This is a genomic window from Micromonospora sp. CMU55-4, from assembly GCF_011602315.1.
Classification (GTDB): Bacteria; Actinomycetota; Actinomycetes; order Mycobacteriales; family Micromonosporaceae; genus Micromonospora; species Micromonospora chalcea.
On the sequence record NZ_JAAOLH010000002.1, the window covers coordinates 394,712 to 413,064 of the forward strand.

At 72.4% G+C, this 18,353-nt stretch carries 20 protein-coding genes and 1 pseudogene; 7 read left to right on the forward strand and 14 right to left on the reverse strand.

Annotated features, from left to right (window positions below):
- Positions 1–50: 50 nt before the first annotated feature.
- The 3 genes from HA073_RS05080 to HA073_RS05090 form a co-directional block, all read right to left on the reverse strand.
- Positions 51–1,199 carry an Mrp/NBP35 family ATP-binding protein gene (locus HA073_RS05080; protein ID WP_030501083.1) on the reverse strand — a complete coding sequence of 383 codons (1,149 nt, stop codon included), beginning with the start codon at positions 1,197–1,199 and terminating at the stop codon, positions 51–53.
- 72 nt (positions 1,200–1,271) lie between these two features.
- Positions 1,272–1,880: a DUF1003 domain-containing protein gene (locus HA073_RS05085; RefSeq protein WP_064447572.1), complete on the reverse strand. Its 609-nt coding sequence runs from the start codon at positions 1,878–1,880 to the stop codon at positions 1,272–1,274.
- A complete protein-coding gene (locus tag HA073_RS05090) occupies positions 1,873–3,159 on the reverse strand; it encodes a magnesium transporter MgtE N-terminal domain-containing protein (protein WP_064447753.1) in 1,287 nt (428 codons plus the stop codon). Before HA073_RS05090 ends, HA073_RS05085 begins: the two co-directional genes overlap by 8 nt.
- Before the next feature lie 33 nt (positions 3,160–3,192).
- Here HA073_RS05090 and HA073_RS05095 point away from each other — a divergent pair, with 33 nt between their 5' ends.
- Positions 3,193–4,062 (forward strand): PhzF family phenazine biosynthesis protein, encoded by an 870-nt coding sequence (locus tag HA073_RS05095; RefSeq protein ID WP_064447573.1) that lies wholly within the window; start codon positions 3,193–3,195, stop codon positions 4,060–4,062.
- Between the two features lie 112 nt (positions 4,063–4,174).
- Positions 4,175–4,708 carry a hypothetical protein gene (locus HA073_RS05100; RefSeq protein WP_176722724.1) on the forward strand — a complete coding sequence of 178 codons (534 nt, stop codon included), beginning with the start codon at positions 4,175–4,177 and terminating at the stop codon, positions 4,706–4,708.
- A 63-nt stretch (positions 4,709–4,771) separates the two neighbouring features.
- Here the strand turns inward: HA073_RS05100 and HA073_RS05105 are convergent, their stop codons facing one another.
- On the reverse strand, positions 4,772–5,467 hold the full coding sequence (locus HA073_RS05105) for an HAD family hydrolase (RefSeq protein WP_069087214.1): 696 nt from the start codon (positions 5,465–5,467) through the stop codon (positions 4,772–4,774).
- 106 nt (positions 5,468–5,573) lie between these two features.
- On the opposite strand from HA073_RS05105, the gene HA073_RS05110 reads away from it, so the two are divergent.
- Positions 5,574–6,566, forward strand: a complete 993-nt coding sequence (locus HA073_RS05110; protein WP_166455794.1) for a DMT family transporter — start codon at positions 5,574–5,576, stop codon at positions 6,564–6,566.
- A 66-nt stretch (positions 6,567–6,632) separates the two neighbouring features.
- On the forward strand, positions 6,633–8,768 hold the full coding sequence (locus HA073_RS05115) for an APC family permease (RefSeq protein WP_223201249.1): 2,136 nt from the start codon (positions 6,633–6,635) through the stop codon (positions 8,766–8,768).
- A gap of 3 nt (positions 8,769–8,771) precedes the next feature.
- On the opposite strand, the gene HA073_RS30495 is transcribed toward HA073_RS05115, so the two are convergent.
- From HA073_RS30495 to HA073_RS05130, 3 genes are all read right to left on the reverse strand, one after another.
- Positions 8,772–9,416 carry a hypothetical protein gene (locus tag HA073_RS30495; protein WP_166455795.1) on the reverse strand — a complete coding sequence of 215 codons (645 nt, stop codon included), beginning with the start codon at positions 9,414–9,416 and terminating at the stop codon, positions 8,772–8,774.
- Between the two features lie 84 nt (positions 9,417–9,500).
- Positions 9,501–9,788: a hypothetical protein gene (locus HA073_RS05125; protein ID WP_166455796.1), complete on the reverse strand. Its 288-nt coding sequence runs from the start codon at positions 9,786–9,788 to the stop codon at positions 9,501–9,503.
- Between the two features lie 42 nt (positions 9,789–9,830).
- Positions 9,831–10,655, reverse strand: a complete 825-nt coding sequence (locus tag HA073_RS05130; protein ID WP_166455797.1) for an SDR family NAD(P)-dependent oxidoreductase — start codon at positions 10,653–10,655, stop codon at positions 9,831–9,833.
- A gap of 124 nt (positions 10,656–10,779) precedes the next feature.
- Between HA073_RS05130 and HA073_RS05135 the strand changes: the two genes are divergently transcribed.
- Positions 10,780–11,736: a CoA ester lyase gene (locus HA073_RS05135; RefSeq protein WP_043326903.1), complete on the forward strand. Its 957-nt coding sequence runs from the start codon at positions 10,780–10,782 to the stop codon at positions 11,734–11,736.
- A gap of 44 nt (positions 11,737–11,780) precedes the next feature.
- On the opposite strand, the gene HA073_RS05140 is transcribed toward HA073_RS05135, so the two are convergent.
- Positions 11,781–12,332: a DUF4190 domain-containing protein gene (locus HA073_RS05140; RefSeq protein ID WP_043326901.1), complete on the reverse strand. Its 552-nt coding sequence runs from the start codon at positions 12,330–12,332 to the stop codon at positions 11,781–11,783.
- 114 nt (positions 12,333–12,446) lie between these two features.
- Between HA073_RS05140 and HA073_RS05145 the strand changes: the two genes are divergently transcribed.
- A complete protein-coding gene (locus HA073_RS05145; RefSeq protein WP_036342954.1) occupies positions 12,447–13,337 on the forward strand; it encodes an SDR family NAD(P)-dependent oxidoreductase in 891 nt (296 codons plus the stop codon).
- A gap of 3 nt (positions 13,338–13,340) precedes the next feature.
- Here the strand turns inward: HA073_RS05145 and HA073_RS05150 are convergent, their stop codons facing one another.
- A complete protein-coding gene (locus tag HA073_RS05150; RefSeq protein WP_043326898.1) occupies positions 13,341–13,742 on the reverse strand; it encodes a DUF4190 domain-containing protein in 402 nt (133 codons plus the stop codon).
- Between the two features lie 177 nt (positions 13,743–13,919).
- On the opposite strand from HA073_RS05150, the gene HA073_RS05155 reads away from it, so the two are divergent.
- Positions 13,920–15,116, forward strand: coding sequence for an acyl-CoA dehydrogenase family protein (locus HA073_RS05155; protein ID WP_013283885.1), 1,197 nt, complete (start codon positions 13,920–13,922; stop codon positions 15,114–15,116).
- A 3-nt stretch (positions 15,117–15,119) separates the two neighbouring features.
- Here HA073_RS05155 and HA073_RS05160 read toward each other — a convergent pair whose 3' ends face one another.
- From HA073_RS05160 to HA073_RS05180, 5 genes and pseudogenes are all read right to left on the reverse strand, one after another.
- Entirely contained in the window at positions 15,120–15,863 is a 744-nt protein-coding gene (locus HA073_RS05160; protein WP_166455798.1) for a hypothetical protein, read from the reverse strand.
- Positions 15,864–15,895: 32 nt separating this feature from the next.
- A complete protein-coding gene (locus tag HA073_RS05165) occupies positions 15,896–16,318 on the reverse strand; it encodes a CoA-binding protein (RefSeq protein WP_166455799.1) in 423 nt (140 codons plus the stop codon).
- 136 nt (positions 16,319–16,454) lie between these two features.
- A pseudogene (locus HA073_RS05170) lies at positions 16,455–16,577 on the reverse strand (IS3 family transposase); the annotation flags it as partial.
- 77 nt (positions 16,578–16,654) lie between these two features.
- Complete coding sequence (locus HA073_RS05175; RefSeq protein ID WP_064447582.1) at positions 16,655–17,203, reverse strand: hypothetical protein; 549 nt, start codon at positions 17,201–17,203, stop codon at positions 16,655–16,657.
- Complete coding sequence (locus HA073_RS05180; protein ID WP_043330670.1) at positions 17,200–18,297, reverse strand: helix-turn-helix domain-containing protein; 1,098 nt, start codon at positions 18,295–18,297, stop codon at positions 17,200–17,202. The genes HA073_RS05175 and HA073_RS05180 overlap by 4 nt, the downstream gene beginning before the upstream one ends.
- Positions 18,298–18,353 lie beyond the last annotated feature (56 nt).

The window sequence follows — 18,353 nt, forward strand, 5'->3', positions numbered from 1 at the left end:
CCGCCCCCTCTCGCGTGCGGCGGGAAGGGGCGGTTGGGGAGCGGTGGGAGCTAGCGGCCGGCGGGCTTCAGGCCCAGGGGCTTGCCGAGCAGGGACTCGCGACGCACGGCCAGGCGGTCGGCGACCTGGAACAGGGCCTTCGCGGCGGGAGCGTCCGGCTGCGCCAGCACGATCGGCTGACCGGCGTCGCCGCCCTCGCGTACCCGGGTGTCCAGCGGGATCTGCCCCAGCACCGGCACCTGCGCGCCGATGGTCCGGGTCAGCGACTCGGCCACCGCCGCGCCGCCACCGGCCCCGAAGACCTCCATCCGGGAGCCGTCCGGCATCTCCAGCCACGACATGTTCTCGATGACGCCGACCACCCGCTGGTGGGTCTGCAACGCGATCGCGCCGGCCCGCTCGGCCACCTCCGCGGCGGCCGCCTGCGGCGTGGTGACCACCAGGATCTCCGCGTTCGGCAGCAACTGGGCCACCGAGATCGCGATGTCGCCGGTGCCCGGCGGCAGGTCGAGCAGGAGGACGTCCAGGTCGCCCCAGTAGACGTCGGCGAGGAACTGCTGGAGCGCCCGGTGCAGCATCGGCCCGCGCCAGACCACGGCGGCGTTGCCGGGGGTGAACATGCCGATCGAGATGACCTTCACGCCGTGCGACTGCGGCGGCATGATCATGTCTTCGACGCGGGTCGGCGCGCCGTCGGCGCCGAGCATCCGGGGCACCGAGTGGCCGTAGATGTCCGCGTCCACCACACCCACCGACAGGCCCCGCGACGCCAGCGCGGCGGCCAGGTTGACGGTCACGCTCGACTTGCCGACACCGCCCTTGCCGCTGGCCACCGCGTAGACGCGGGTCCGCGAGCCGGGCTGGGCGAACGGGATCACCGGCTCGGCAGTGGCGCCACCGCCGCGCAGCTTCGACTGCAGCTCCTGGCGCTGCTCCGGGCTCATCACCCCGAAGACGATCTCCACGCCGCTCACGCCGGGCACCGCGCCCACGGCGGCGGTGATGTCGCTGCGCAGCTTGTCCTTCAGCGGGCAGCCGGCCACGGTGAGCAGCAGCTCCACCCGGACCACGCCGTCGTCGTCCCGCTCGGCGGACTGGACCATGCCGAGTTCGGTGATCGGCCGGCGGATCTCCGGGTCGTTGACGGTGGCCAGGGCGGCCTGGATCGCGTCGGAGACGGTGCTGACGGGTGCTGACATGCCCGCAATGCTACGTCGCGGGTCATCGGCCACCGCCGCTGGCGGGGGCGGTGTGAGCGATTCGATGGCCGGTCAGCCCTCGTAGCGACCGTCCCGCGCGAAGTCGCCGTCCAGCTCGTCCCGGGGCTCGTCCAGCCGATCGGCGCCGGCCGTCCGGCGGGCCTCCCGCTCCTGCTGCCGCCGCTCCAGCTTGCGCCGCCGCTCGGCCGCCTCGTCCAGTTCCTCGCCCAGCCGGGTCAGCTCCGAGCGGAGGAAGTCCCGGGTCGCCACGTCACCCATCGCGATCCGCAGCGCGGCGATCTCCCGCGCCAGGTACTCCGTGTCCGCCTTCTGCAGCGTGGCCCGCCGCCGGTCCTCGTCCAGCGCGATCCGGTCCCGGTCCGCCTGCCGGTTCTGCGCGAGCAGGATCAACGGCGCCGCGTAGGACGCCTGCAGGGACAGGATCAAGGTCAAGAACGTGAAGGTGTACGGGTCGAAGCGCAGGTTCGCCGGGGCCAGCGTGTTCCACAGGAACCAGGCCACCAGGATCAGCGTCATGTAGACGAGGAAGTTCGCCGTGCCCATGCCCCGGGCGATGCCCTCGGCCCAGCGGCCGAACGTCTCCGCGTCGACCCGGGGCAGGCGCAGGTTCCGCGGGGCGCGCGGCTGGTCCAGCCGGTCGCCCCGGCGCTGATCACTCATCGTCGCCGTCCAGGATGCCGTCGTCGGTGGTGGACGAGGGGGATGCCGCGTCCCGGTCCCGCCAGTCCCGCGGCAGGGAATGGTCGAGCACGTCGTCCACCGTCACCGCGCCGACCAGGCGGTTGGCCCGGTCCACCACCGGCATGCCGACCATGTCGTACGTGGCCATCCGGCGGGTGATCTCGGGCAACGGCGTCGACGTCCGCAGCGGGTCGATGTCGTTCACCACGATCCCGCCGAGCAGATCCGCCGGCGGTTCCCGCAGCAGCCGCTGGAAGTGCACCATGCCCAGGTAGCGGCCGGTGGGCGTGGTCAGCGGGGCGCGGGTCACGAAGACCTGGGCGGCCACCGCCGGCGAGAGCTGCGCCTCCCGGATCCGGGCCAGCGCCTCGGCCACCGTGGCGTCCGGTGGCAGGATCACCGGCTCCGAGGTCATCACGCTGCCGGCGGTGCCGGAGGCGTAGCGCAGCAACTGGCGTACCGGGTCGGCCTCGTCCGGCTCCATCAGGTCGAGCAGCACGTCCTGCTCCGGCGGGGGCAGCTCGTTGAGCAGGTCGGCGGCGTCGTCCGGCTCCATCTCCTCCAGCACGTCGGCGGCGCGCTGGCGGTCCAGCGCGGCCAGGATCTCCACCTGGTCGTGCTCGGGCAGCTCGCTGAGCACATCGGCCAGGCGCTCGTCGTCGAGCGCGGCGGCCACCTCGTTGCGCCGGGCGTCGGGCAGGTCCTGGAGGGCGTTGGCGAGGTCGGCGGGGCGCATGTCCTCCAGGACGGCGAGCAGGTTCGCCGTACCCCGGTTGTCGCCGACCGCGCCGAGGCCGTGCACCCGGTCCCACTCGACCTGGTGGAGGTGGCCGCGCCGGGTGAGCCGGCCGGTGTGCTCGCGGACGGCGACCCGGCTCAGTGTCCACTCGCCGCCGCGGCTGCACTCCATGGCCACGTCCACCACGGAGCCGGCCCGGCCGCCCTCGACCTGGACCCGGCGGTCGAGCAGTTCCTGGAGCACCAGCAGCTCGTTCGGGCGCTTCTCGAAGCGGCGCAGGTTGAGCGTGCCGCTGCCGAGCACCACCCCGTCGGGATCGATGGAGGTGATCCGGTTGATGGACAGGAAGATGCGCCGTCGCATCGGCATCTCCGCGACCAGGCCGACCACCTCCGGCGGTCGCTGGGTCGCGCGCATCCGCGCCACCGCGTCCCGGACGCGGCCGACCTGATCGCCGTTCGGGTCGAAAACGGCGACTCCGGCGAGTCGAGCGAGGTAGACCCGGTTCGGCGTGCTCACGGGCACCAGCCTAAGGGCCTACTCTCTAACAGCATGTCGACCTTGGGCTACGAGATCGTGGACGTCTTCACCGACCGCCCCTTCGCCGGCAACCCGCTGGCCGTGGTGTTCGGCGCGGAAGGGCTGGCCACCGAGCAGATGCAGGCGCTCGCGCTGGAGTTCAACCTGTCCGAGACGGTCTTCGTGCTCCCGCCGACACAGGTCGGCGCCACCTACCGGGCGCGGATCTTCACCCCCGCCGACGAACTGCCCTTCGCCGGGCACCCGAGCGTCGGCGCCGCGGTGACCGCGAGCCGGCGTGGCGTCTTCGGCGCGGGCCGGGTCACCCAGGAGTGCGGCGCCGGCGTCCTGCCGATCGAGGTGACTGCCACCGGCGCGACGCTCACCGGCGGCACGCCCACGCTCGGCCCGGAACTCGACCCGGAACCGCTGCTGGAGATGGTCGGCCTCACCGGCCCCGACCACGTCGGCCCGCCGCCGCGCGTCGCCGGGTGCGGCCTGGAGTTCCCCTACCTTCCGGTACGCCCGGACGCGGTGGCCCGGGCACGGTTGAACACGGCGGCGGCGGAGCGGTACGGCGTTGAGCACGTCAGCCTCTTCTCCTGGGACGCCGATTCGCAAACCGCGCACGCCCGGGTCTTCGTGCCGGGGCTCGGCGTGCCCGAGGACCCGGCGACCGGCTCGGCCGCTCTCGGGCTGGGCGTGTGGCTGGTCGCGAGCGGGCTGCTGCCCGGCGAGGGGCGCGCGGAGTACACCGTCCGGCAGGGCATCGAGATCCACCGCCCCTCCACGCTGACCTGCACGGTGACCGCCTCTGGCGGGCTGGCGCTGGGCGCGACCGTCTCCGGCCAGGTGATGCCGGTGGCCCGAGGCGAGATCACCGTCCCCCCGTTCATCGGCTGACCCCACCCCACCCCATCCCACCTTGTTGATCAAGGAGTTCGTGTCGGCGAACGGGCCTCTGGAGGACACGAACTCCTTGGTCAACCGGCCGGGGCGGGAGGGACGGGCCGGGATGGGGGAGGATGGCGGGGTGAGTGACGAGGTGGACGAGCGGGTGACTCCTCCGCTGGTGGACGAGGCGGTGAAGAAGGCCGCTGTCTGCTGGGTGAGCAGTGGCGGCGGCCCGGCGTACGCGCTGTGGTGCCTCCCGCTGGACGGCACGCTGCTGGTGGTCACCGGCCCGGGTGAGCAGGCCGCCCCAGGGCTGGCCGACAGCGAGACCGCCGAGGTCACGTTGCGCGGCGACCACGGCGGACGGATCGTCACCTGGTCGGCGCGGGTGACCCGGCTGCGACCCGGCACCGAGGAGTGGGACACGGCCGCGCCGCTGGTCGCGGCGAAGCGGCTCAACGCCTCAGGGGCTGCCGCCGAGCTGGTGGAGCGATGGGTGGCGCAGGGATGCGCGCTCAACCGGCTCGCGCCCGTCGGCGCCGTCGTGACCGGCGCCGACCTGCCGGACGGCTCGCTGAGTGAGCAGCCCCGGCCGGCCCCCGTGGTGCGGGCCGTCCGCAAGCCGTTCCGCCTGCACCGCGTCCGCCGCCGCTGACCGCGAACCGCCGGGGCGTCAGGCGGCCGCCCGATCCGACCCGGCCACGTCCGACGGGCCCGGTCAGGCGACGGGGACCGGGTCGAGCAGGTCGAGCACGTCCGTCAGCGAGGTCAGCGACGGCCCGTCGAAGCCGTGGTCGGCGTTGAGGACCACGTGGCCGGCCAGATCCGGCGCGGCCAGCCGGACCGCGCTCAGCCCGGCCCGTTCCGCGCCGGTCAGTTCCTGGCTGTCGCCGTCGCCGACGTAGAGGCAGTCGGCCGGCGCCTGGCCGAGCCGGTAACACGCGGCGAGGTAGAGCTCCGGGTCCGGTTTGCAGCGCCCGAGGCGTACCGAGAAGATCTGGGCGTCGAGCAGCGGCGCGACCGGGAGCTGCGGCAGGAACGCCGGCAGCTCGTGCGTGCAGTCGCTGACCAGCCCGGTGCCGACGCCCCGGCGACGCAGCGCGGCCAGCACCGGGACCGCCTCGGCGCGCAGCCGGGTGTCGGCGCGTACGGCAAGGTGCCGGGAGGCGACGGCGGCGCGTACCGCCGCGTCGGACGGGTGGACGCCGAGCCGGGCGCACACCCGGCGCATGGTGGACTCGGCGTTCCCGAAGGAGCCGCTGGCCCGTTCGTAGAAGCTGCTGTCCAGCACCTCCATCAGGGCCTCGGGGGAGCAGCCGAGCAGTTCGGCGGTGGCGATGTGGGCGGCTCCACGCCGCGCGCCGTGGGTCAGGGTGCCGAAGAAATCGAACAGCACGGCCTGGAATCTGGGCATGAGGGAACGCCTCCGGACGTCGAGGGGGGAGATCGCCGGGACGCATGATCGTAACGGAGTGCTGACTTTCCGTGTCGGTCGGGTGTTCGTGTGAGGATTACCGCTCGTGCCGACCGTTCCGCATCGCCCGCCGCTCGACGTGTTGACGGTGGGCGCGCTCGCCCTGGCTGTCGCCTCGGTGTCGTCCTCGGCACCGCTCGTGGCGTTCGCCGCCGCCTCGGCGCTCGCTGTCGCGTTCTGGCGTACCGCGTTGTCGGCTGCGATCCTCGGGCCGGTGGCGCTGACCCGTCGACGGGCCGAGCTGCGCGCCCTGACGGTCGGGCCGGGCCGGCGTGAGGGCCTCTACTGCGTACTCGCCGGGGTCGCGCTGGCCGCCCACTTCGCCACCTGGATGCCGAGCGCGCAGCTCACCTCGGTCGCGGCCGCCACCGCGCTCGGCGCGACGCAGCCGGTCTGGCAGGGCCTGATCGCCCGCTGGCAGGGGCGGCGGCTGCCGGCGGCGGTGTGGGCCGGCATCGCGGTGGCCGTGCTCGGCGCGGCGCTCGCCACCGGCGCGGACTTCGGCGTCTCGGGCCGGGCGTTCGCCGGTGACCTGCTCGCGGTGGTCGGCGGCCTGTTCGCGGCCGTCTACACCGCCTTCGGTGAGCGGGCCCGGGCCAGCATCAGCACCACCACCTACACCACCGTCTGCTACGGCGTGTGCGCGCTGGTCCTGCTGGTGGTGTGCCTGGTCGGAGGGGTACGCCTGCACGGCTTCGAGGGCACGACCTGGCTGGCGATCCTCGGACTGGTGGCCGGCGCCCAACTGCTCGGCCACTCGATGTTCAACTACGCCCTGCACCGGGTCTCCGCGACCACTGTGAGCGTGCTGATCCTGCTGGAGGCGCCCGGCGCGGCAGTGATCGGCTGGGTGTGGCTGGGCCAGCTGCCCCGGCCGCTGGCCCTGCCCGGCCTGGCGTTGCTGCTGGCCGGCGTGGCGGTGGTGGTGCTCGGCGGGGCGCGGGCCGGTCGCCGTGCCACGCCGGTCGCGGCGCCCGCCGACCCGGACCCGCTGGGCGACGCGGAGCGGGCGCGGCGACCCGGCGACGCGCCCGACTGAGCCGGTCGGGGCGAAGTCGCGCCGTTCCGGCCCCTGGACGGTCCCGTTTGCACGAAAGTGCTCAGGGTGGGGGCGGAGCGGGACGACGCGGCACAGGCGGGCACGGTCGTCACGCCCTCGGCCGAGTTCCCGCCGCTCGGCGACGAGGAACGGGCGGCCCTCGGCCGGATCGGCGAGCGGTGGCGCGGCCCGCGCCGCGCCGACGACCTGCCGGTCGACCCGACGCTGGGCCGGCACGACCACCATCCGGCGCCCACCCGCTTCGGCCGGCTGGCGCCGATCGACATGTTCACCGTGGCGCAGCCGGGGGAACTGGTCGCCACCGGCGCGGCGGACCTGCCCGGCAACCGGGCCGGCCGGTCGGTCGCCCGGGTCCGCCGGACCCTGATCGGTCCGCCGTTGTCCAGCGCGTCGGTGCTCTACGAGCGGATGCGCAAGCTGGTCGCGCTGCCGGTGCTCTCCTCGGATCTGCTCAGCTCCGTCGCGTACGGGCCGGAGGCGATGCTCGCGGTGCTGGTGCTGGCCGGGAGCGCCGCGCTCGGGCTGGCCCTGCCGCTGGCCGCCGTGCTGGTGGTGCTGATGGTCGCGGTCGGCCTGTCCTACCGGCAGACCATCCCGGCCTATCCGCACGGCGCCGGCTCGTACATCGTCGCGGGGGACAACCTCGGGCGTACGCCGGGACTCGCCGCCGCGGCCGGGCTGATGCTCGACTACGTGCTGACCGTGTCGGTGTCGATCGCGGCCGGGGTGCACGCGGTCACGTCGGCGCTGCCCGGCCTCGGCCGGTGGACCGTGCCGCTCGGGGTGCTGGTGATCGCCGTGCTGCTCGCCGGCAACCTGCGTGGCGTACGCACCGCCGGGAACATCTTCGTGCTGCCCACGTACGCGTTCGTGGTGGTGCTGCTCGTGGTGCTGGCGGTCGGGTACGCGAAGGCCGCCTCGCGGGGTTTCGCGCCGCTGCCGCCGCCCTCGGCGCCCGCGGCCGAGGGGCTGGGCCTGCTGCTGGTGCTGCGGGCGTTCTCCTCCGGGGCGGTGTCGATGACCGGCATCGAGGCGGTCTCGAACGCGGTGCCCGCGTTCCGCCCGACCGAGTGGCGCAACGCCCGCACCACGCTGGGCTGGATGGTCGCCATGCTGGTGACGCTGTTCGCCGGCCTGATCGGGCTGATCCACCTGGACGGCCTGGCGCCCCGCGCGGACGAGACGCTGCTGTCCCAGCTCGGCCGGGTCACGTTCCCCAGCGGTCCCGGGTACGCGATCCTGCAGGCCACCACCGCGCTGATCCTGCTGCTCGCGGCGAACACGGCGTTCAACGACTTTCCCCGGCTGCTGTTCTTCATGGCCCGGGACGGGCACGCGCCGCGCCGGTTCCTGCACATGGGCGACCGGCTGGCGTTCAGCAACGGGCTGGTGGCGCTGGCGCTGACCGCGGCGGTGGTGTTCGTCGCGTTCGGCGGGCACACCGAGCGGCTGATCCCGCTCTACGCGGTGGGCGTCTTCCTCGCCTTCACGCTGTCCCAGACCGGCATGGTGGTGCACTGGCGACGCCGCCGGGGGCCGGGCTGGCGTCGCCGGCTAGCGGTCAACGCGGTCGGCGCGACGCTGTCCGGCCTGGTGCTGCTGACCGCGGCGGTAGCCAAGTTCGCCGAGGGCGCCTGGGTGGTGGTGCTCGCGGTGCCACTGCTGGTGTTGCTGTTCCGCCGGATCCACGGGCACTACGACCGGCTGCACCGCGCGCTGGCGCTGCACTCGCCGCCGTCCGCGCCGCCCGCCGAGTGCGACGAGCTGCCCCAGCAGGTACGCCACCTGGTGGTGGTGCCGGTGGCCCGGCTGAACCGGGCGTCGCTGCGCGCGCTGGCGTACGCGACCTCGCTCGGGCGGCCGACGCTCGCCGTGCACCTCGCTCCGGCGCAGGACGAGGCGGACCGGTTCCGGGACCAGTGGCGGGCCTGGGGCGACCACCTGAAGCTGGAGACGATCGTGTCGCCGTACCGGTCGGTGATCGGCCCGCTGGCGCACTACCTGGAGGCGCTGCACGCCGCGAGCCCGGACCTGACGCTCACCGTGATCGTGCCGGAGGTGGTGCTGCGCCGACGTCGGTACCGGCTGCTGCACAGCCGCGCCGAGCAGCGGCTGCGGACCGCGTTGCGGGCGCTGCCCGGCGTGGTGGTGACGAGCGTCCCGGTGCACGTGTCGCGGTGACGCTCAGAGGTATCCGGCGAAGTGGTCGGCGACCAGCGCTGCGACCGCCTCGGCGTCCCGGCCGAGGTCCACCTCGATCACGCGTACCCCGAGCGCCCGGGCGGCGGCGACCGCGTCGGCGGCGACCAGCTCGTCGCGCGCGATCCGATGACGCCACGCCCGCTCCGGGTCGCTCACGCCGGGATGCCGGGCCATCGCCCGCGGCAGCCGTTCCACCTGGTACGCGCGGAACTCCGGCGTCGGCACCAGCACCACCATCTGCCCTGTCGACTCGACGATCGGGGCAACCAGTTCGGGCCGCAGCCCCCAGCCCTCGGCGACCACCCGGCGACCGCTCACCAGCGCGCTCAGGTCGTCGAGCACCCACTCGAAGCGGCGCGGAAATCCGGCGAGGGTCTCGGCTGCCATCCGCTCCGGGTTCGTCGTCACCCAGGTCGCCTCCGCGTCCGGGCCGTCCGGCGGCTCACCCCGTCGGATCCGGTCGGCGATCCGCCGGTCGTCGTGCCCTCGCGCGTCGTGGCGGTCGTAGAGGTACGCGGTCAGCCCGTACCGCAGTGCCAACGTGACCGCGAGTGTCGTCTTGCCGGCCCACTGCGCGCCGCCGATCCAGAGTGCGCGGCGGGCGGTGGCCAGAGGATCGAAGTCCATGCCCCGACACTGCGCCTCGCCAGCCCCAAGATCAAGTCTTGTTCTCGGCGTCCCCGCGTGATGAAGTGAGGGAGAAGGCGCAGCTCAGACGTCGCGTACCTCCAGCACCCGGGTGACGGGCGCGGCGTCGCCCAGCTCGGCGCGCAGCGCGACGCGGTCCGGGTCGACCAGGAACGCGTCCAGCCCGGCGCGGGCGGCGAACCGGATCACGTGCACCTCGGTCACCCCGTCGCCGGTACGCAGCCGCCGTTGCAACTCGCCGCCGTGCCGGCCGAGCAGCGCCAGCACCGCGTCCTCGTACCGCCGCCCGGCGTCCGCGTCGGCGCTCAGGTCGACCAGCGCGACCAGCAGGACCTCGTTTCCCGTCGTCATGGCGTCGAGTGTCCCAGCGGACCGGCGGTCGTGGTGACCCGCTCAGGCGTCGACGCCGACGGCCTTCGCGCTGGCCGTCCAGAGCCGCGCGGCCAGCGCCGGGTCGGCCGCCTTGGGCCGGGGCCGGTGCGGCTTGCGGTCGGCGTAGTAGCCGCCGTTCGTCAGCCGGGACGGATCCTGGCAAGCGAGCCAGACCAGCGTCTCGGCACCCTTCTCCGGGCTGCGGAACGGCAGCAGCCGCATGCCGAGCGCCACGATCCGGCTCTCGTTGCCGAAGCGGGTCCGCACCACGCCCGGGTGGAACACGTGCGCGGGCACCTCCGGCCAGCGCCGGGCCGCCTCGGCGGTGAACAGGATGTTCGCCTGCTTGCTGGTGCCGTACGCGCGGAACGGCCGGTACGAGCGCAGCGCGGAGTTGAGGTCGTCGGGATCGAGCACGCCGCTGCGGTGCGCGTCCGAGCCGGTGACCACCATCCGCCCGATCCGGTCCCGCAGCAGGTTGCTGAGCAGGAACGGGGCGAGGTGGTTGGCCTGCATGCTCAGCTCGAAACCGTCGACCGTGGTGATCGGCTCCAGCACGATCGCGCCGGCGTTGTTGGCGAGCACGTCGATCCGGTCGTAGCGCTCGCGCAGGCGTTCGGCGAGCCCGCGTACGTCGTCGAGCACCGCGAAGTCGGCGCGGAACAGCTCCGGCTGCTCGCCGCAGCACTCGCGGACCCGCTCGCCCGCGGCGCGCAGCCGGGCCGGGTCCCGGCCGACCAGCACCACCTGGTCACCGCGGCGCGCCAGCTCCTCCGCGGCGGCCAGACCGATGCCGGAGCTCGCCCCGGTCAGCACCACGATCCGACGCTCAGTGAGATCTTCCACAGGTCCATTCACCCCGGTCACGGCACGAGGTTACCGTGGCGTCACCACGCCCTTTGGGATCGTTAAGTTCTCGAAATCCACCGCTGCGCCGGCGCCTGCGCCGGACGCTGGAAGGAGCGCACCCATGACCGCTGTCGGTCGTCCCCGCCGATCCTGCCTGGCGGTGCCCGGCTCCAGCGTCAAGATGCTAGGCAAGGCCCAGGGCCTTCCCGCCGACCAGGTCTTCCTGGACCTGGAGGACGCGGTCGCCCCGCTGGCCAAGCCGGACGCGCGCAAGAACATCGTGGCGACGCTGAACGAGGGCGACTGGGCGGGCAAGACCCGCGTGGTCCGGGTGAACGACCTGACCACGCCGTGGACCTACCGGGACGTCATCGAGGTGGTCGAGGGCGCCGGGGCGAACCTGGACTGCATCATGCTGCCGAAGGTGCAGAACGCCGAGCAGGTGCACTGGCTGGACCTGCTGCTCACCCAGATCGAGAAGACGCTCGGCCTGGAGGTGGGGCGGATCGGCATCGAGGCGCAGATCGAGAACGCGGCCGGGCTGGTTAACGTGGACGCCATCGCGGGCGCCTCGCCCCGGGTCGAGACGATCATCTTCGGCCCGGCCGACTTCATGGCCTCGATCAACATGAAGTCCCTGGTGGTCGGCGCGCTGATCCCGGACTACCCGGGCGACCCGTACCACTACATCCTGATGCGCATCCTGATGGCCGCGCGGATGCACGACAAGCAGGCCATCGACGGCCCGTTCCTGCAGATCCGCGACGTGGACGCGTTCCGCGAGGTGGCGAAGCGCTCGGCGGCGCTGGGCTTCGACGGCAAGTGGGTGCTGCACCCCGGCCAGATCGACGCGGCGAACGAGGTCTACTCGCCGGCGCAGGCCGACTACGACCACGCCGAGCTGATCCTCGACGCCTACGACTACTACACCTCGGAGGCGGGCGGGAAGCTCGGCGCGGTGATGCTCGGCGACGAGATGATCGACGAGGCGTCCCGCAAGATGGCGCTCGTGATCGCCGCCAAGGGCCGCGCCGCCGGCATGTCCCGTACGTCCTCGTTCACGCCGCCCTCGGCCTGATCGCGCGCCGGGCCGCCCCCGCGCCAGGGGGCGGCCCGGTGGCGTCAGTAGCTGCTGCTGGCGCTGGACGCGCCGATCGCGATCACGATCATCACGATGTAGAAGATGATGCCGGCGACCAGCAGAGCGGTCAGGATCCAGCCCACGATGATGGCCGCCGTGGCCATGCCCTCGCCCTGCTCACCGGTCTCCCGGATCTGCTTGCGCGCGACGTGGCCCATGATGGCGCCGATCGGCGCGGTGATGCACGAGGCGAAGCCGACGAGCGACAGGACCAGCGCCACGATGGCCATCGTGTTGGTGCGGGCCGGCGGCATCGCGTAGCCGGGATAGGCCCCCGGCGGCGGGTAGGTGCCCGGGGGCGGGTAGCCGGGCATCGCGGCGGCGTACGGGTCGCCGCCGGGTGGGGCGTACGGGGACTTCGCGCCCGCGTACGGGTCGGCGACCGGCGCGTAGGGATCGGCGACCGGCGCGTACGGGTCGGCCGGGCCCGGCTGGTTCGGGATCGCGGGCATGATCGGGTCGGCCGGCGGCGCCGAGTGCGGCCCGGCCGCCGAGGGGTCCTGCCAACCACCGGGCGGTGGGGGATAGCTCATCTGATCATCTCCAGGTACGTGGTCGGCTCAGGGTAGCCACCGGCTCGCGACACGGAGCACCCTCTTTCCGGGCGCGCGTTGCCCGGCGGGTCGGTACCGGGCAGGATCCTCGGCATGGCACTTGACGCGCGTGGGGGTCGGTCGCGACGGGACATGAGCCGGCCGGGGTCGGTGCGGCGCCCGCGTGGCGGCGAGCCGGTCGGCGCCGCCGACTCCGAACGGCCGGCGCCGCTGCCGGAACCGGCCACCATGCGGCTGGACGGCCGGGTCGCGCTGGTCACCGGCGCGGGCAGCGCCGACGGCATCGGGTACGCGACCGCGCGCCGGCTGTCCGACCTGGGCGCCCGGGTCGCGATCGTCTCCACCACCCGGCGCATCCACGAGCGCGCGGGCGAGCTGGGCGTCACCGGCTTCGTCGCCGACCTCACCGACGAGTCGGAGGTGGGCGCGCTCGCCGACGCGGTGGCCGAGCAGCTCGGCGACGTCGAGGTGCTGGTGAACAACGCGGGCCTGGCCAGCCGGGCCAGCCCGGAGGTGCTGCGGCCGGTGGCCCAGCTGACGTACGACGAGTGGCGCGGCGAGATCGACAGGAACCTGACCACCGCGTTCCTGTGCAGCCGGGCGTTCATCGGTGGCATGGCCGAGCGGGGCTGGGGCCGGATCGTCAACCTGGCCGCCACCGCCGGGCCGGTCAACGCGCTGCCCACCGAGGCGGCCTACGCGGCGGCCAAGGCCGGCGTGGTCGGGCTGACCCGGGCGCTGGCGATGGAGATGATCGCCGACGGGGTGACTGTGAACGCGGTGGCGCCGGGCATCATCCACACCGCGGCGTCCACCATGGCCGAGATCAAGCAGGGCCTGGGTACGCCGGTCGGGCGTCCCGGCACGCCGGACGAGGTGGCCGCCGCGATCGCGTTCCTCTGCTCGCCGGCCGCGTCGTACATCACCGGGCAGATGCTCGTGGTCGACGGTGGCAACAGCGTCCGGGAGGCGCAGTTCCGCTGAGCCTCAGTAGGTGCCGTTGTCGGAGTTGGCCCAGATCGCCAGCCCGATCCAGCCGCAGCAGGCCACCAGGCCGATCGCGGTGAAGATGTAGCTGAGGATCAGTCCCCAGGTGGCGAGCTGGTCGCCGTCCTCGCCGGTCTGCCGGATCTGCCGCTTCGCCAGGTGGCCGCAGACGATGCCGGCGGGCGCGAAGACGAACGCGAAGACCAGTGACAGGATGGCGAGCACGTTCGTGCCGCCGGGGCGTGGCCCCGGCCCGGGTGGGCCGTACTGGCCGTAGGGCGGCTGCGGGGCGTACGGGGGCTGCTGGCCCCACTGCGGATGCTGCTGGCCGTACTGCGGCTGCCCGTACGGCTGGCCGTGCGGCGGCGGCTCGTACGGTGAGGGTGGCTGCTCGTCAGTCACGCGCGCCCCTTTTCCCCAGGTGAACGGGCCCTCTCTCTTGCGGACGCTACCCGTAGCGGTGAACCTTTTCACAGCGGTTGTAGGGACTGGTCACCTTGGCTGCGCCGGTCCCGGGGCCGATACTGACCGAGCGTTCAGTTACCCCTGAGTAATGCGCCGACGACCCCGGAGGCTGAGATGGCCCGACTCGCCCAGACGCCCGGACTGACCGACGTGCAGCGGTCGATCCTGGAAACTGTCCGGGAGTTCGCCGACAAAGAGATCATTCCGCACGCGCAGCGGCTGGAGCACGCCGACGAGTACCCGAGCGACATCCTCGACGGCATGCGCGAGATGGGGCTGTTCGGCCTCACCATCGACGAGGAGTACGGCGGGCTGGGCGAGTCCCTGCTGACCTACGCGCTCGTGGTCGAGGAGCTGTCCCGGGGCTGGATGTCGATCTCCGGCATCGTCAACACGCACTTCATCGTGGCGTACCTGATCTCGCAGCACGGCTCCGCCGACCAGAAGGCCCGGCTGCTGCCCCGGATGGCCACCGGCGAGGTGCGCGGCGCCTTCTCGATGTCCGAGCCCGAGTGCGGCTCGGACGTCTCGGCGATCAAATCGAAGGCCGTCCGCGACGGCGACAACTACGTCCTCAACGGCCAGAAGATGTGGCTGACCAACGGCGCGTACTCGTCGGTGGTGGCCACCCTGGTCAAGACCGACACCGGAGCCGACTCGGTCTACGGCAACATGAGCACCTTCCTGCTGGAGAAGGAGCCCGGCTTCGGTGAGACCGCGCCCGGCCTCACCATCCCCGGCAAGATCGACAAGATGGGCTACAAGGGCGTCGAGACCACCGAGATGGTGCTCGACGGCGTCACCGTGCCCGCCTCCGCCGTGCTCGGCGGCGAGGAGAAGGTCGGCCGCGGCTTCTACCAGATGATGGACGGCATCGAGGTCGGCCGGGTCAACGTCGCGGCCCGCGCCTGCGGCATCTCGATCCGGGCGTTCGAGCTGGCCGTCGCGTACGCCCAGCAGCGCCACACCTTCGGCCAGCCGCTCGCCCGGCACCAGGCCGTCGCGTTCAAGCTCGCCGAGATGGGTACGAAGATCGAGGCCGCGCACGCGCTCATGGTCAACGCGGCCCGGCTCAAGGACGCCGGCCAGCGCAACGACGTCGAGGCCGGCATGGCCAAGCTGCTCGCCTCCGAGTACTGCGCCGAGGTGGTCCAGGAAGCGTTCCGGATCCACGGCGGCTACGGCTACTCCAAGGAGTACGAGATCGAGCGCCTGATGCGCGAGGCGCCGTTCCTGCTGATCGGCGAGGGCACCTCGGAGATCCAGAAGACGATCATCTCGCGCGGTCTGCTCAAGCAGTACAAGCAGTAGCGTTCAGCGTTCCGCCACGCCGGGGGCCGGCTCCGGGGGTGTCACCGGCAACCCCACCGCCAGCGCCTCCGGCGTGGTCCGGAACGCCTCGATCGCGGCGATGAGCCGTTCGTCCGGCACGGCCAGGTCGCGTCCGCCGACCACCGTCCGGGGCAGCCGCTCCGGTTCCAGCCGGAGGTGCACACCGCCGGCGCGCTCGCCGGAGCGCCGGACGCCCCGGATCTCCGACCACGGGTACCAGTCCCCGCCGTACCGGAGCCCGCCGCCGGTCAACGCCAGCCGGCCGGTGAACCGCGTCTCCGCGTAGACCGCCCAGCCCAGGCCGAGAGCCACCGCGGCCAGCACCGGCGGTCGCCCCGCCTCGACCTGCGGCCAGCGCTCGGTCAGGACCGAGAAACCGCCGAGGGCCACCACGACACCCGCTGTCACGTCCGCGGTCAGCCCCAGCCATCCCGCCGCCGACCGCCGGGCGACCAGCCCCGGTTCGGCGCCGTGCGGCCCGGCCACCCGGGGCCGCCAGATCAGCCGGCCGGTCCGCCGTGGCCGCCAGTACCGCTGCGCCAGGTGCCCCAGCATCACCAGCCACACCACGCCACGAGCCGCGTCGAGGTGCGACGGATCCAGCGCGAGGAGAACCCGGCCGCTCACCGCGGCCACCGCCGTACCGGCCAGGAGCGCGAACAACCGGCGGGACCACAACCCGTCGCGGTCGGGCACCGCCGCAGCCATCGGGCCGGGACCGGACATGCCCGGAAGGGTACGCGCCGCGTGCCGCGCCGTCAGTCGGCCGTCGGGCCGGAGGTACGGGTCAGTCCGGCGGCGGCCCGCTCCACGATGAGGCACCTGTCCTCGACGTAGTCGAGGCCCGCCTCCTCGGCGATCCGGCGCGCCTCGTCCGAGAAGATGCCGAGCTGCAACCACACCGCCGGGGCGCCGATCGCCACCGCCTGCCGGACCACGTCGACCGCGTCCCGCGCCGGGCGGAACACGTCGACCAGGTCGACCGGGTGCGGGATGTCGGCCAGCGTCGGATACGCCTTCTCGCCGAACAACTCGTCCACAGTCGGGTTGACCGGGATGATCCGCCAGCCGTGCCGCTGCATCTCCAGCGGTACGCGGTGCGCGGCCTTGCCCGGATCGCGGGAGGCGCCCACGACGGCGATCACGGCGGAGTCGGCGAGGATCTGCTGAGCGGAACGCATCCCCCGAGCCTAGCCCCGCCGGCGCGGGTCCTCCCCGCTAGAGGTAATGCTCAGCAGCGTTGTGGGTCTGCACCGGCAGGTGACAGGTGTAGTCACGCGGCCTGACTGGCCGGTGGGTGCATGATGGCCTCGAATTCAACGGGGTCAACCCGGACAGCGACCGCTGGCGTCGGCGGCGGTGATAGGTCCGTTCGATCCAGGTCACGATCGCGATCCGTAGTTGTTGGCGGGTGGCCCATGATCGGCGGTTCAGGACGTTGTTCTACAAGGAGTCCGAAGCCGCCGCGTCGCGCGAGTCGCTACCCTCCCGTTAGGTCAAGAAGCTTTCAGTAGTGACTATAGGAGGTTGTGCTTACGGGCGAAGGCGGGAAACTCAGCTCCCGAGCAGGGCAGACGAGCATCGGTTGCTCTGAGTGCCTCAATGAGGTTCCCCGCAGCCGTAAGGGTTTGTTTGCCGTCCCGGCAGGCCCCCGCGAGAAGCCAGATGGTGCCGTGCACCCGGGCGCCGTGGGCGCGGGCGACCTGCGTCGCGTTCCTGTCGTCCGTGATGGCCACCCCATCCCGCAGTTCGGCGGCAGCGAGGACGGACGCCTCCCCAAGGTCGCGCTCACCCGAGCCGAGCCGCGCGGCCCATTTGGTGAAGCACCGCACCTCATCGAGGGTGTCTAACTGGGCAGTGGTCAGCCAATCCGCCTCGCAAGCGACGGCCAGTTCACGATGATCCGCAGATCCCGCCCGCAACTCCTCCCGAACCACCTGAGTCGTCCAACAATCGGCATCGAGCAGCAGGTCCTGCAAGACGTCCAGCCGGTCAGCGAGAGTGAAGTGGCTGAGAACCATCGTGTCGAGTACAAGGACGGGGTTGGCTTGCGCCGACAGGCTCACGGCGCGATCTCCAGGTCGTCCTCCTGCGGCAGATCCTCGTCGGCGATGTGGCCATGCATCAACTCCAGAGCCCTCGCCCGGGTGATGCGCCTGTTCCGCCACGCGTCCATCACGGCCTGTGCGTAGGCGGGCGGTACCCGCACCGACACAAGGTCGGGCTGCGGCGCCCAGCCCAATGCCTCCATGAACTCCACATGCGTGGGCCGAACCTGGCTCCAGGATCTACGCGTCTCTGCGTCGATGGTCCCTGCCTGCTCAGCCTGCCGCAACGCCAGCAACCAAGAGGTACGGTATCGAGCCGCATAGCTCACGATCTGGTCCCGGCTCACCGTCCCGGGGGCTCCGGCTGCGGCAATCGCTTGCACGGGCAGCAGCAGTTCTGCGGCGAAGGCATCAATCACCGCCTCCCGTTCTGCACGCGAGGCACTCACGCCGAGGTCGGCAGAATACTCATCACCAATGATGAGATGCCCCAACTCGTGTGCAGCGGTAGCCCGACGGCGGCCAGGGTCGCCCGTAGTGCTTACGACAGCAACCGCGATGTCGCCCTCGACGAGCGATGCTCCGTCGCCTGGAAGGTCGGTGACCAGTACCCACTGACCTGCGCGCTCACAGACGTCCATGATGCTGCCGATCGGTGCATCGCCGAGCCCGAACCGCTGTCGCAGCCACCGGGCTGTCTGACGCGCATCATCCTCGGATTCCACTGAGTGCGGGTAGCGAAGCAGCGGACGGGTAAGCAATACGCCAAGATCCAGCAACTGCTGGACGTTGCGCAGCCACTCAACCATGGCGATTTCGAGGCGTTCCGACGATCGTGCTGCCTGAGTGTCCGTTTCCTCGGTCAACGGGGCCGCTCGTCGGGACAACACCGCCGGCGGCGGCTGAATCAAGTACTCCATCGACACTCTTAGTGCCCTGGAAAGCCGAGCCAGCTCCATGCCGTCCAAACGGCGGCTGCCAGCCTCAACCTTGGCCAGCATTGTGCGGTCCAGCCCCACCATCGCCGCGAGATCCTGCTGCGAGATCCCCAGCGACAACCGGGCTCGCCGTACCTGCTCACCGACGAGGGGCCAGACCCAACCATCAGCCATGGTGCGATAATCGCACACTTGGCGCTGGAGTGGGTCAACACACGGAAGTTCAGGGG

Coding starts and splice junctions, on each gene's coding strand:
- HA073_RS05165 (WP_166455799.1), bottom strand. CDS start 16,318: ATGCGTTCCGCTCAGCAGATCCTCGCCGACTCCGCCGTGATCGCCGTC.
- HA073_RS05105 (WP_069087214.1), bottom strand. CDS start 5,467: ATGCCCAGATTCCAGGCCGTGCTGTTCGATTTCTTCGGCACCCTGACC.
- HA073_RS05095 (WP_064447573.1), top strand. CDS start 3,193: ATGTCGACCTTGGGCTACGAGATCGTGGACGTCTTCACCGACCGCCCC.
- HA073_RS05155 (WP_013283885.1), top strand. CDS start 13,920: ATGGCCCGACTCGCCCAGACGCCCGGACTGACCGACGTGCAGCGGTCG.
- HA073_RS05080 (WP_030501083.1), bottom strand. CDS start 1,199: ATGTCAGCACCCGTCAGCACCGTCTCCGACGCGATCCAGGCCGCCCTG.
- HA073_RS05085 (WP_064447572.1), bottom strand. CDS start 1,880: ATGAGTGATCAGCGCCGGGGCGACCGGCTGGACCAGCCGCGCGCCCCG.
- HA073_RS05160 (WP_166455798.1), bottom strand. CDS start 15,863: ATGTCCGGTCCCGGCCCGATGGCTGCGGCGGTGCCCGACCGCGACGGG.
- HA073_RS05100 (WP_176722724.1), top strand. CDS start 4,175: ATGGGGGAGGATGGCGGGGTGAGTGACGAGGTGGACGAGCGGGTGACT.
- HA073_RS05125 (WP_166455796.1), bottom strand. CDS start 9,788: ATGACGACGGGAAACGAGGTCCTGCTGGTCGCGCTGGTCGACCTGAGC.
- HA073_RS05145 (WP_036342954.1), top strand. CDS start 12,447: ATGGCACTTGACGCGCGTGGGGGTCGGTCGCGACGGGACATGAGCCGG.
- HA073_RS05135 (WP_043326903.1), top strand. CDS start 10,780: ATGACCGCTGTCGGTCGTCCCCGCCGATCCTGCCTGGCGGTGCCCGGC.
- HA073_RS05140 (WP_043326901.1), bottom strand. CDS start 12,332: ATGAGCTATCCCCCACCGCCCGGTGGTTGGCAGGACCCCTCGGCGGCC.
- HA073_RS30495 (WP_166455795.1), bottom strand. CDS start 9,416: ATGGACTTCGATCCTCTGGCCACCGCCCGCCGCGCACTCTGGATCGGC.
- HA073_RS05180 (WP_043330670.1), bottom strand. CDS start 18,297: ATGGCTGATGGTTGGGTCTGGCCCCTCGTCGGTGAGCAGGTACGGCGA.